At 69.1% G+C, this 12,252-nt stretch carries 12 protein-coding genes and 2 pseudogenes; 6 read left to right on the forward strand and 8 right to left on the reverse strand.

Annotation, left to right across the window (positions count from 1 at the left end):
* Positions 1 to 429: 429 nt before the first annotated feature.
* The 5 genes and pseudogenes from ACZ49J_RS29340 to ACZ49J_RS29360 all read right to left on the reverse strand — a co-directional run.
* Positions 430 to 1,362 carry a helix-turn-helix domain-containing protein gene (locus tag ACZ49J_RS29340; protein WP_467452995.1) on the reverse strand — a complete coding sequence of 311 codons (933 nt, stop codon included), beginning with the start codon at positions 1,360 to 1,362 and terminating at the stop codon, positions 430 to 432.
* Between the two features lie 407 nt (positions 1,363 to 1,769).
* Positions 1,770 to 2,933 carry a 2,3-butanediol dehydrogenase gene (locus ACZ49J_RS29345; protein WP_467452997.1) on the reverse strand — a complete coding sequence of 388 codons (1,164 nt, stop codon included), beginning with the start codon at positions 2,931 to 2,933 and terminating at the stop codon, positions 1,770 to 1,772.
* A complete protein-coding gene (locus ACZ49J_RS29350) occupies positions 2,930 to 4,279 on the reverse strand; it encodes an MFS transporter (protein ID WP_467452998.1) in 1,350 nt (449 codons plus the stop codon). Before ACZ49J_RS29350 ends, ACZ49J_RS29345 begins: the two co-directional genes overlap by 4 nt.
* Before the next feature lie 30 nt (positions 4,280 to 4,309).
* Positions 4,310 to 4,843, reverse strand: a complete 534-nt coding sequence (locus tag ACZ49J_RS29355) for a 2,4'-dihydroxyacetophenone dioxygenase family protein (protein ID WP_467452999.1) — start codon at positions 4,841 to 4,843, stop codon at positions 4,310 to 4,312.
* A gap of 445 nt (positions 4,844 to 5,288) precedes the next feature.
* Positions 5,289 to 5,508: pseudogene (locus tag ACZ49J_RS29360) on the reverse strand (CoA-transferase); the annotation flags it as partial.
* A 1-nt stretch (position 5,509) separates the two neighbouring features.
* Between ACZ49J_RS29360 and ACZ49J_RS29365 the strand changes: the two are divergent.
* Positions 5,510 to 5,850: pseudogene (locus tag ACZ49J_RS29365) on the forward strand (ISL3 family transposase); the annotation flags it as partial.
* Between the two features lie 46 nt (positions 5,851 to 5,896).
* On the opposite strand, the gene ACZ49J_RS29370 reads toward ACZ49J_RS29365, so the two are convergent.
* Together ACZ49J_RS29370 and ACZ49J_RS29375 are read right to left on the reverse strand one after the other, a co-directional pair.
* The gene (locus tag ACZ49J_RS29370) at positions 5,897 to 6,055 is read right to left on the reverse strand and encodes a hypothetical protein (protein WP_467453000.1); all 159 of its coding nucleotides are present in this window, start codon (positions 6,053 to 6,055) and stop codon (positions 5,897 to 5,899) included.
* A complete protein-coding gene (locus tag ACZ49J_RS29375; protein ID WP_467453001.1) occupies positions 6,052 to 6,444 on the reverse strand; it encodes a nuclear transport factor 2 family protein in 393 nt (130 codons plus the stop codon). Before ACZ49J_RS29375 ends, ACZ49J_RS29370 begins: the two co-directional genes overlap by 4 nt.
* 130 nt (positions 6,445 to 6,574) lie before the next feature.
* On the opposite strand from ACZ49J_RS29375, the gene ACZ49J_RS29380 reads away from it, so the two are divergent.
* Complete coding sequence (locus ACZ49J_RS29380; protein WP_467453002.1) at positions 6,575 to 7,150, forward strand: PadR family transcriptional regulator; 576 nt, start codon at positions 6,575 to 6,577, stop codon at positions 7,148 to 7,150.
* A 70-nt stretch (positions 7,151 to 7,220) separates the two neighbouring features.
* Here ACZ49J_RS29380 and ACZ49J_RS29385 read toward each other — a convergent pair whose 3' ends face one another.
* Positions 7,221 to 7,352 (reverse strand): hypothetical protein, encoded by a 132-nt coding sequence (locus tag ACZ49J_RS29385; RefSeq protein WP_467453003.1) that lies wholly within the window; start codon positions 7,350 to 7,352, stop codon positions 7,221 to 7,223.
* A 913-nt stretch (positions 7,353 to 8,265) separates the two neighbouring features.
* Between ACZ49J_RS29385 and ACZ49J_RS29390 the strand changes: the two genes are divergently transcribed.
* From ACZ49J_RS29390 to ACZ49J_RS29405, 4 genes are all read left to right on the forward strand, one after another.
* Complete coding sequence (locus ACZ49J_RS29390; protein ID WP_467453004.1) at positions 8,266 to 9,771, forward strand: helix-turn-helix domain-containing protein; 1,506 nt, start codon at positions 8,266 to 8,268, stop codon at positions 9,769 to 9,771.
* Complete coding sequence (locus tag ACZ49J_RS29395; protein WP_467453005.1) at positions 9,753 to 10,343, forward strand: helix-turn-helix domain-containing protein; 591 nt, start codon at positions 9,753 to 9,755, stop codon at positions 10,341 to 10,343. The genes ACZ49J_RS29390 and ACZ49J_RS29395 overlap by 19 nt, the downstream gene beginning before the upstream one ends.
* 182 nt (positions 10,344 to 10,525) lie before the next feature.
* Positions 10,526 to 11,239: a ParA family protein gene (locus ACZ49J_RS29400; RefSeq protein ID WP_467453006.1), complete on the forward strand. Its 714-nt coding sequence runs from the start codon at positions 10,526 to 10,528 to the stop codon at positions 11,237 to 11,239.
* 485 nt (positions 11,240 to 11,724) lie between these two features.
* Complete coding sequence (locus tag ACZ49J_RS29405) at positions 11,725 to 12,072, forward strand: hypothetical protein (RefSeq protein ID WP_467453007.1); 348 nt, start codon at positions 11,725 to 11,727, stop codon at positions 12,070 to 12,072.
* Positions 12,073 to 12,252: the final 180 nt, after the last annotated feature.

Below are 12,252 nucleotides of genomic sequence, written 5' to 3' on the forward strand. Positions count from 1 at the left end.
ACACGGCCAGGCGGTGACAAGGGGCGGTCTCCGCCGCCCACTACCCCGCAGGAGCCGCCGGCCTCCACCCACCTGCCGCACCGCGCTTGGGCGGGCCGAGCGGTCGAGGCAGCGGGAGTAGGCCCGCAGCGACAGGTCGCCAGGCCATGCAGGCCCAGCCCGCAGGCGACCTTCCAGTGCAGGTGCGCATCGCAGTTCCTGAAGCGTCTCAAGATCCGGCCGTCCGTGCAGGGCTGCAGCGATCTGGCCCGGACAGCAACAGGCAACACCCCGACGCAGTCACTACCGACGGCGCCTCGGCGAACCTGCTGGATGAGTCATGAAACCCCACTGGAGTCATCTCCACCCTGGACTATCTGTTCGAGATGGAGGTGCGCGCCCGCGCCCTTCGGGAGGGATCTCCAGCCCCGACGCGCCGCAACCGCAGTTCTAGGGGATGAACGGACGCGTTTCCCCCGGGGTTCGGCCGAAACGGCTCCGGAAGACCCGGGTGAAGTGGGCCTGGCTGGCGAAGCCCCAGCAATGGGCGACTTCGGCGATCGTCAGATGGCGGGAGCCCGGATCGGCGAGCACCTCCCGGGCCTTGCCGAGCCGCTGTTCGAGAATGTAGCGGGAGGGGCTCACTCCGGTCGGCTGGAAGATGCGGCTGAGGTGCCGCGCGGACACTCCGATCGCCTCGGCGACCCGCCCCGAGCTCAGCCCGGGGTCGGCGAGGTGCCGGGCTATGTAGTCCTTGGCCACCGCCAGTTGAGAGAGCATGGCGGGCGGTGTGGAACCACCCAGCCTCGGTGCGGCCAGCGTACGGACGAGGTCCAGCACGGTGGCCTGGGTGCTGACCGAGTCCTCGCCGCCCTGGCCCGTGACCCAGTCGGCCAGTACCGTCTCCAGCGCGGAAGTCTGCGCACCTTCGGCGGCCGACCCCCTGCCGAGCAGTATCGGCGCGGACACCTCGCCGGGGGCACATCGCGCGGCGAACACCTCACGGGGGATGTCCACCAGCAGCTGCCGCATGGGAGAGGGGAACCCGAACAGATAGGGCCGCCGCGTGTCGTAGAGGATCAGGTCGCCCGTCTGCAGGGTGACGCAGCCGCCCTCGTGGAAGAACACCCCGCAGCCTGCTGTCAGCAGCGTGACGAAGATCGAGTCCTTCGGCAGGGTCCGACAGGTCCGTGGGGTCCGTTCGATGACGTGCTCGTTGCCGGCGATCTCTGCCAGCCGCAGGTCGCCCAGCTCGACATTCGTCTCCGCGGCCAGCAGGCCCTCCTGCGAGTACGACGAGCAGGTCAAGCCCACCAGAGCCTGTCGGTTGTGTTCCTCCCAGAAGTCGATGCGGTCCGCCGGGTCGACCGACTGCGTGGACACGCGGGAGACGATAGGCAGGTTCACCTGAATCTCCTTTCCAGCCCGTGCATCCCTGATGCCTGTGGTGCAGGACCGCTCTGCGTGACGACAGGGAGTCGGTGCGGCCACCGGGCTGGGCCTCGTGCTCTGACGTGAGGGGCCGTCGGAGGTGCCTGGTGCTGTCTCCCGGCGAGAGTACCCCCGGTGCGCTGCCGCGTCACCGGTCGCGCCTTGAGGCCGAGCAAGCAGGCCGGGAGGGGGAGGCATGGCGGCCGAGCCTGGTGCCGGCGGGTTCACGCGGCTGCCGTCCGTCGTGGGCTCGGCCACGCGGGACCGGTCAGCCGGGAGGCGCCGTCCCGGGGCCGGCCGGAGTGGGAGCCGGGGGCTCGCCGGCTGGCCCACGCCCGCACGATCGCGGTGAGCCGCTCTCAGCACCTCCTTCCGCGGTCCGAGGTCGCATGCGCCGCGGTCCCGGCTGACGCCGCGCAGGGGACGAGGCGGTCGAGGCGGTCACGGTGTGCGGTGGGGTCGACCAGGATCTTGACCTGGTTTCCCGGACCGTCCAGCAGCGCCTCGAAGCCCTGGGGGACCAGAGCGCCGAGGGCGATGGTCGAGGTGACGACCGGTGTCAGGTCCAGCCCTCGCTCCGCGACGAGCCGGATGAGTTCCGGATAGGTGTCGCGGTAGCCGACGCTGGCGACGATCGACTGCTCGTTGTTGACCAGTGCGAAGGTGTCCAGAGACACCTGAGGGGCCAGGCCGACGAGGACGACCCGGCCGCCGCGCCGGGTCGCGGCCAGGCAGGTGCGCAGGGCGCTCTCGGATCCGACCACCTCGAACGCGACGTCGACGCCCTCACCGCCGGTCAGCTCACGGATCCGCTGCCCGGCGCCTTCTTCCCGGCCCGCGTCGATCAGATCGGTGGCGCCGAGCCCGGCCGCGCGGTGCAGGCGAGCGGGGGAAACGTCGACGGCGACGATGCGCCGCACCCCGCGTTCCGCGGCGAGCCGGACGGTGAGCAGGCCGACCGGGCCCAGGCCGACCACCGTCACGGTCTCGGGTGTGGTCCCGGCGCGCCGTAGTGCGTGCAGGGCGACCGACGCCGGCTCGAAGAGCGCGGCCTGCTCCAGCGACACGGTCTCGGGGAGGCGGTGCGCCATGTAGGCGGGGATGGCGGCGTACTCGGCCATCCCGCCGTTCCCCATCAGCCCGGCGAACCCGAAGTGCCGGCAGATGTTGTACTCACCTGCCCGGCACCGTGGGCACGCTCCGCACCGGTAGTTCGGTTCGACCGCCACCCGGTCGCCGATCGTCAGGCCGGTCACCGACGGCCCGAGGGCCACCACGGTCCCGCAGAACTCGTGGCCGAGGACGAGCGGGGCTGTGGCGCCGGAGGCCGGGTGCGGCTCCGCGACAGGGATGGCGTGCGGCCCGGTTGTGTATTCGTGCAGGTCGCTGCCGCAGATGCCACAGTAGGCGACCTCGATGAGCACCTCACCGGGCCCGGGTGTGGGAACATCCACCTCGGCTATGCGGACGTCCCTGGCTCCGTACCAGGCAGCGGCCTGCATACGCTGCGTGCCGGCCCTCATTCGGCCGCTCCCGCCACCACTGTGCGCGGGCCGACCGCAGCGGCGGCCCGTTCGGCCCGCCGGCGCAGCACCCGCGGCGCGGTCTCCCTCAGGCCGAGGGACAGCAGGACGACGGCGACGGCGCCGCCGGCGGAGATGAACATGGCCGTCTGCAGGCCCCAGACGTCCGACGCGCGCCCGGCGATCACCGGAGCGAGGAAGCCACCGGCCAGCTCGCCGACCCCCATGACCAACCCGAGTGCGGTGGCCAGCGCACCGCGGGGCACCGTCTCGGCGGGGATGGTGGCCATGAACAGGGTGAAGCAGCCGAGCCCCGTGTAGGTGAGCACGACGACCAGGCCCAGCGCCACCGGATCGGTGACGTAAACCACCGCGAGCGGACACAGGGCAGCTGTCGCCGAGAAGGCGATCATGGTCGGCTTGCGGCCGATGCGGTCGGAGACAGCCGGGGTGAGGAACCCCCACAGCACCCACCCCACGCCCAGGCAGGTCATCACTCCACTCATGGTGCTCGGGGAGAAGCCCTTGACGGTCAGCAGGTAGGTAGGGGTGAAGGTGACGATGACGATGAACCAGGTCAGGTAGCAGCACGCGACCGCCATGCACAGGACGATATTGCGGTGTCGCAGAACCTCCCGCACCGACGGCTTGGGGCCGGCCGTCGTCTCGGAGATGACCTCGGCGTCGGCGGCGGCGACCTGGACCCGGCCGCCGGGAGGCACCTCCCTGACCGACTTCGCGATCCAGGCCGCGATGAGCAGACCAGGCACGATCGTCACGAGCAAGGCCGTGCGCCAGCCATGGAGCTCGGCCAGCCACACCACCGCCAGCGGAGCCAGGATCCCGCCCATCAGACCTGCCGACGAGCCCTGGAGCAGCCCCATGTTGAGACCCCGACGGCTCTCCCGGGACGCCTCCACCATCAGTGACTGGGCCAGCGGCAGCACGGCTCCCTCCGCCACGCCCATCAGGGCCCGGGCGACGAGGAGACCGAGGAAGCCGGTCATCAGCCCGCCCGCCGCGGAGAAGCAGGAGAAGAGGACCACCGCGGCGATCAGAATGGGTTTACGTCTGCCGAGCCTGTCCGACAGACGGCCGGCCACCAGCCCGGACAGTGCCCATGTGAGTGCCAGCACTCCGGACAGTGTGCCCAGTTCGGTGTTGGACAGTTGGATTTCCTTGCTGATGAACGGGGCAAGGAACGGCAGCGCCTGGCGGTCGAAGAAGACGAATCCGAAGGCGAGGAAGAGGATCAGCAACAGCCGGTTCTCATAGCGGCGTGGTGCAACGTCGATGGCCGCGGGCGCTTCTACGTCGGGCCGGACACGGGTACGGATACGTGGCATCGGAACCTCGTTCGAGCGGTAGGACCGGGGTCACCGGAAGAGTGAGTTGACGTAGTCGGCGCCGATGCCGACCTTCTCGTAGTGGTTCCTGCACAGCTCGATGTAGTCGTGGACATCGAAGTAGCCGGTGGTTCCGCCGTCCTCGTCCAGCCAGATCAACGGGCCCTTGACGATGAAGAACGCCTTCATCGGCTCGTCGCTCTCGTAGGCCACCAGCGTGTGCCCCTCGCCCGGGGCCTCGTAGACGAAGTCACCGGCCCGCGCGGTCCAGGGCCGCTCCAGGTAACCCCACTTGCCGGAGATCGTGTACGCGAACACCTCGTGCGGGTGGTAGTGCCGGTTGACGAGTCCGGCCTGCTTGGCGCAGAGGATGTCGGCCCAGGAGTTGTCCTTGACGTTGATCCACAGCGGTCGTGATCCCACGGTCTCGCTGAGCGGTGCGTAGTACCGGTCGTCGTCGGTGGCCACCTGGGACAGATAGACCTCCGGCTGCGCGTCCGGCTTCATCGAGTCGGCGATCGGCTTGAGGCCCTTCCAGAATTCCGACCTGGCTTCCTCGGGCATGTTTCGGCTCCTTTTCGTCGAGGTGGCCGACAGTGAACCCCCAGAGCCGAGTCCAGGTCTTTCCCGTGGGAGACATGGCGAATTGCCTGTTTGGGACATGCCGACGCCGCGCGCGTGGACCCAGCGCCGCCTCCCTTGAGTGATCTTGGTGAGGCAGGAATCACGGCTTCGCGGCGTGTGATCACATGGCTGGGAGGCTTTCCGGAGTTGTGCGGCCGGGTCTGCTGACCAGACCACGTTCGGCGAGGTCCGAACCGGCCCGGAGCCGGCGACCCATGGTGAGGACTCTCCTGAACGAACCACAACGCCCAACGGACGCCGAGCTGTCAGCCGTGCGCGCGATGGGCGCATGGGCGGTGAAGCACACGCAGCTGAGAACAGGACGTGGAAGGCGGGGCGGGCAAGGACCGTGGTTCCTGCCCGCCCCGCCTTCCACGTCAACGGCTCACGGATTCGGGATCACGGGCGCGTCGGTGCGGGCTGCGATGTCCTCGATGGTCACTCCCGGATGTGGACACACCGTTCGCCGGTGAGCGGAAGGGTGCTACTCCTTGAGGATCTTGGGGGTGCCGTCCTTGGCGGTGTGTTCCATCAGGACGATGGCGCGGCGGGCGCTCTGGGACGAGGTCCATCGCACCGCCCATGCCCTTGACCATCTTCCCGGGGGACCGTTACCAGCGAGGCTCGGCCCGTCTGACCATCAAGGCCTGTGGTCAAGGAGTTGGCGTGCCGGGCGAGATCTCGTTTGCTGGCGATACACGTGGCAGGCCTGTCGCCACACGGCCCCTGCGCGCCCTGCTGCGCATTCCCTTGCCTACCGGGCGGACGCCCGCCTCGGCGGCGACGACTTCGCTCTGCGCCAGCGGCATCGCTATGCCACCGTGGTGATCGACGCCGAGGCCCATGAGCGGATCGACGCGCTGCCCGACCGCACCGCCGACACGCTGGAAGCTTGGCCGCGCGAGCATCCGGGCGGCGAGGTCGCGTGCTGTGACGGCTCTGTCACGTCCCTGGCGAGCGCGGAGAAGCGCTCGACGCGGGTGGTTGCTCGAACTACAGCGAGTCAGCGATGTCCAGCTTCTCGAACAGCCCGCGCATCGTGTACTGCTGCCTTCCAGGCCGACTGGACAGCTGGTGCGGCGCCGGCTCGAACTCGAAGAGGCCTCGTCGGAAGGAGGTGGCGCAGCCACCGGGGACGTTGTGGCCGGTCACTGTTCGGCTGCCTCTCGGGCGATCTGCTCGAACTGGGCACCCATGGCCTCGCCGAGCGCCTGGGCGGCGGAGAGCGGACGCACCATCACCGTGAACTCGTCGATCTTCCCGTCGTCGTCGAAGTGCAGGAAGTCGCATCCCTGGAGCTGCTTGCCGGCGACGGTGGCGGTGAAGACGAAGGCGTGATCGCGGCCGTCGGGGTTGGCGATCTCACGGATGTAGGTGAAGTCCTCGAAAACCCGGAGCACGCCGCGCAGGATCGCGGCGGTGATGGCCTTGCCCGGGTACGGCTTGAAGGCGACGGGGCTGGTGAAGACGACGTCGTCGGCCAGCAGGGCGGCCACTGCGTCCAGGTCCTTGCTCTCGACGGCCTTACGGAAGGGATGCATGAGTCCACCTCAAATACTCAACAATTTGAATAGGTGTGGTGGATACTAGAGGGCAGGCCGCGCCGTGTCACGAGGAGAGAGCGACTTCAGTCACTTCGTTGATTAATCACAACACTGCTAGCGTGTTGCCATGGCTTTGCGGAACGCGGTGATGGCCGCGCTGCTGGAGGGCGAGGCGTCCGGATACGACCTCGCAAAGGCGTTCGACGCGACGGTGGCCAACTTCTGGATGTCGACGCCCCAGCAGCTCTACCGGGAGCTGGACCGCATGGAGGCCGAAGGACTCGTCACGGCCCGTGTCGTCGAGCAGGAGCGCCGCCCCAACAAGCGGCTGTTCTCCTTGACGGAGGCCGGGCGGAAGGCCGTCCACGCCTACACCGCCGAGCCCTTGGGCAAACCGGCGGTGGTCCGGGACGAGTTGCTTGTCAAGGTGCAGTGCCTGGACGCAGGCGACATGGAAGCGGTCCGGAATGCCATCGCGGAGCGCATGGAGTGGGCCACCGCCAAGCTGGCCCGCTACGAGAGGCTCCGGCAGCGTCTGCTCGACGGGCGTTCGGAGGAGGCCTACTTCACCGAGGCCGAGCGCATCGGCCCGTATCTCACCCTGCTGCGCGGGATGTCGTTCGAGCGGGAGAACCTCCGGTGGGGGGACATGGCGCTGCGCAGGCTCGAACAGCGCACGGTCGCACTGCGGGCCGACGGCTGACCACGACGATCCCACCTGTGCGATTGGTCAAAAAAGTGAGGGATGGGGCGGTCGTGCCCAGTTCCACCCCTCACCGGTCACCGGACCATGCCCGAGCGAGGACCGGCTGCGGTTCCTCGTCGGCGGGAATGCGATGCAGCCCCTTACGGTCGTAGAACCGGGTCATGCCGGAGCCGAAGAGGCCGGCGACCGCGAGTCCCACGCCCAGCATCACCCAGCCCCGGGCCAGACCCGCGTCGGCGCTCGAACTCGCCGAGGACGCGGTAGAAACCGGGAAGGGCTCGGAGGGGAGCCGTGGCGCCGGACGTCAATACCGCCATGGCGATGTAGAAGATCGTGATGAACAGCATCCCCGGCGTGCCGAACACAGCGGGCAGGCCGAGCCCGCCGCCGCGTCGATGCGCTCTTCGCGATGCTCCGCGACGGCACTCCCTACCAGCCCCGGCACGAACAAACAGCCTGACCAAGCCCGCGAACCGAAGGGCCGCACCACGCGGCACTCCACTCTGGCGACCAGGGGTTGCCAGAACAAGGCTCTGACCAGCCTCTTTACAGAACTTCTTCCGCCTGACAGAAGCCGTCTTGCCGAGTCGATGCGAGCCTCACGACCCTGATTCCAACCACGGCACGCGGGGCGACGACGCCCCGCCGACAGGGACGGGAACCCCATGCCTCACATGACCGCCTTCGCCAGGAACCAGTGGTACAGCTAGCGCACCTTTCTGACCTGCGCTTGTGTGGGGGCGATGAGGCTGTGACCTGCTAGGACGGGTTGCGGAGGCGATCGGAGGCAGTCAGAGGAAACCGCTCTGATTCGACCCCGGTTCGACCCGGGTCGCTCAGAGGCAGTCAGAGGCAGCAGCCTCTGCAACAGGCTTCTGAGGGACCTGAGTTGGCCGGTGTGGATCACCAGTGGGCCTCTCTGGCGGTGCTCTGTTTCGACCTCGGTCGAGCTGCGATGGGGACGCCTGCCTCCACTCGGGGCCAGGCATACGAGGGCCTCCAGGACGGCCATCCTGGGGACCTTTCTGGCGCCGATGGAGGTCGGTTCCGGACACCACCCGTGGTTTTAGCGGGCCTGGGTGGCGTCCACGTTTTTGCGAGACGACCCCACCGTGCCAAACAGCACCCATCACGCCCTCTCTCAACGACACTCCACCGAATTCCGCGGCATTCTCAGCCACGCCCGACTTCCGTCGGCTGCTACCGATCTCATTCTGTTCGGCGACCTCACCGGCCGCTACGCCACCGGCAGTTACAGCCGGCTTGCCCCCGGCGGCCGGACCGTGGCACTGCGCCCGGACCGACAGGGGGCGGCCAAGCACGGGCACCGGATCACTGCGGCTATCGCCTGCCACGTGGCCCGCGCCGGCGGCACCGTCGACCAGCTGACCCAACTGCTGCTGCACCCCGAGCACGAAGGCGGCCGACCCGCCCGCAGCATCGCGCTGCGCTCCGGGCAGACGCGTGCCCTGGACTACATCCGCCGACTGTGGGGCAACGCTTCGGAAGCGGTGAGCACCACCAGGCTGCTGGACTCCCGGCACGACGCCTACGAAGTCCTCGCGGCGCTGCGGGACCGCATCGAGACCACGCCTTGGCGCGGGGAGCGGGGACGGACCGCGCTGCGGGTGCTGCGTGCGCATCTGACCTTCGCCGAGATCGCGGGCGGTCCCCTGCATCACGCCAGTGAGCGGCAGACCGCGGAGGAAGCCGGCATCTCCCGCACGACACTGCGGGCCGTCTACGACACCGTCCTCAAGCCGCAGGGCTGGCTGCGCCGGCTGCGGGTGGGCCACGGACGGGAAGGCTCCACGTGGTACCTCGATTGCGGCAGCGCTCCCGGCCAAGGTGCCCCTGCTCCGTTGTCTCGTTTCCGGACCACTCAGTTCCCCCCCGACCCGGCACTTGAGGAGTGGCCCACTCCTGAGACGGCCACGACGGCCGACATCGACTCCACCGTCCTCGCCCGACTGATGGGCCACGACGCCTTCGCCCACCACGGCCTCGGCAGCGCCGCCCTCATGCTCATCAGCGCCCTGCACCAACGCCCCCACCAGACGGTCACCGAACTCGTCGGCACCTCCTCCGTCTCCCGCGCCACCACCTACCGGACTCTGAAACGCCTGGCCGACCACGGCCTCGTCCAGCACACCGGGGAGACCTGGACCCTCGCGCCACGGGCCCTGGAGGGCTTCGGTGACGGTCTCCCTGTCCCCGTTACCGGGCTCGACGCCGTGCCAGCCAACGGTTGGGACACGGTGGCCGAGCAGTACGGCACCACGGGCCTCGCCGCCCGGCGTAAGGCCCTGCACGAGGCCCAACGCGCGGCCTACCGGGAGGTGCTGGACCGGCTCGCGAAGCACCGCACCAAGGCTGTGGTGATCGTCCGCGACGGCCGCCGAGTGCTGGTCCCCGCGCCGCGACCCGACGAGATCCCGATGACGTGGCACGCCCCGGACGGGAGCGTCCTCGACCCCGTAACAGGTCGTCCGGCCGCCGACTGGCGGGTCGCGACCGACGGCCGCCTGATCCTCATCACCCCTGCCGACCAGCGCAGTTACGACGAGCTGGCCGCTGCCCATGCCGAAGCCCTCAGCGAATGGAACTCCGCCGCATGAACCAACAACACCCTCCAACCAACCCTGCCGAGAACCAGCCGGTGGCCCCTGATGATTTGCGCAAGCGGTACGAGGCCGGTGCGACCGTCGACGAACTCGTTGCCGCCAGCGGTCTGTCGTACGGCACGGTCCTCAACCGGCTGCACGAGGCCGGGACCGTGATGCGCACGTCGTGGCAGACCCGCCGAATGCGCGAGGACCCCCAAGCGCGCCAACGACTCGCAGCACATCTCCGCACCTTGTACGAGGAGCACGGCGCCACCCTCACCGAACTCGCTGCGTCCGCGGGAGAAACGAGGCGTGGTGCCCGGCGTCTGCTGATCGAGGCCGGCGGCAGCGTGCGCACCACGCAGCAGACGCTGCGGATGCGCGCCGCAGTGCGGGCCGCCGAGCGGCAGAAGCTCGCGCTGTCCCTGCGAGCGCGCTATGAGGCTGGCGCCACGGTCCCGGACCTCGCCAAGGAGTCCAACTACTCGGTCGCCACCGTGTACCGGCTCCTGCACCAGGCGGGCACCCGCATGCGGCCCAAGCACAACCACTGCGCGGCCCGCACCCCGAGGAAGCGGTCATGAGCGCGCCCTCAGCTATTAACGGCTGGGCCCCGCAGAACAAGGGACCGACGGTGCGCCATCCCGAACACGGCACGGCAGCACGGGCCCCGCCGCCGTCAGCCGACACCCGCCACCGAACGTCGGCCTTCTCGCCGACGCACATACGACAACGCACCTTTCCAGTTTCAGGAGATCAAGCACACGTGAACGAGAACACCCGTATCAAGACCCTCGCGGCGGCCACAGCCCGCGCCTGGGACGCCTTCGTGATCGTCGTCGGCATGCTCAAGGGCGGCACCGGCAAGACCACCTCGGCCTGGTTCATCGCCCTCTACTACGCCGTCGTCCTGGAGCTGCCGACGCTGCTGCTGGACGCCGACGCCACCAGCCAGTCCGCCTACGACTGGTTCAAGGTTGCCCAGGCCGAGGGCTTCGAGATCCCGGCCAACCTGGTGGTCGAGCGGTACCCGTTCGACGACATCGCCGAGTACATCCGTGACAAGCGGTCCGAGTTCGGCGCGATCGTGGTCGACGCCGGCGGCGGCAGCGCCCGCATCTTCCACGAGGCTGTCACCGAGGCGAACCGGCTGATCGTGCCGGTCGCACCCACCAAGATCGAGCGCCGCAAGCTCGTGGCCACCTTCGACGAGGCCGAGCACGCCGCCGCCCGCAACGAACGCGACGTCACCGCCCACGTGGTCCTCGTCAAGGCCGACGACCGCACCAGCCTGCCCCGCACGGCGAAGGACAAGCTGCTGGAGCCCGCCGAGGGCGAGGGCATCGGCCCGGACCGTGACGAGCCCTTCCCGCTCGCCGAGACGACCATCCACTCCTGGGTGCACTACATGGAGGCCTTCGGCGAGATCCCCACCGAACTGAGCGAGTACGCCGAACTGATGAAGGAACTCACGGCATGAGCGAGCGTATGAAACCCCCGGCCCGCCGCACGGGTCGCACCCTGGGCGGGGCCAAGAAGGCGACCCCACCGCCCCCTCCCCCGGCCGCCGAGCTCACCCCCGAGCAGTACGCCGCCGCCGAACAGGCCACCGCCCAGGACGAAGGCCGTCCCACTGCGGGCGAGGCGCAGGTTCAGCCCGCACCTTCCGCCGTTCCCGCCGAGGCATCGGCACAGGGCCGGACCGGGGCGGTGCCCAAAGTGGCACAGAGCTCCGCCCAGCCGACCGTCGAGGTGACGCCGAGGGCCGCCGTGCCGGAGCCAGCCGCTAGTCAGCCGGCTCGCCCCGCTGACGTAGCCTCCGAGGCGGCGACGGAATCCGCTGGGGAGGCAATGGCGGGGAAGGTGCCACCTCCGGCCCCAGCCCCCGAGCCCGCAGCACGTACGGTCCAGCCCGCACAGTCGGCCGAGCACGATTCGCAGAACGGGCCGACTCAGGGAGCTGAGATGGCCGTACGCCATGCGGTTCTGCCGCCTGCCACCAGCACGGCGTTCCCGGTAAGCAGCGGAACGCCCGGTCCGCAGTACGAGCAGCACGCCGGTTCGCATGCGGCACCCACTAGCGGGACGTCATGGGAACACGGGCCTGGGCGTCCCACGGACATCCCCGAGGCGGCGGTCGTCCTCAATCAGCGCATCATCGCGCGAGAGAGCCTCGATGCCTCGGTCCCCGCTGCGTTGAAGCTGAAGAAGCGGATTAAGCGGTTCGCGCTGGACAACGAACTCGATCACCTGCCCATGGGCGACATCGTCTCGGTCGCGCTGGACGAATGGCTTACCACCCGCGGCTTCTGACCGACCGTACGGCACAGGGGGGGGCTGCGGCCCGGCAAGCCCGCTCAATGCGCGGCCGCCCCTTCCGCCGACTATTCCAATAGCCCACTAGTAGGACTCCGTTAGGTCTGTCTGCTGGCTGTGTTCAGGGGCATGCGGAGTGTGTGGACGCACATGAAGTGAACCGGGTCCGGGCGACGT

It is taken from the genome of Streptomyces sp. NPDC030840 (assembly GCF_055572015.1).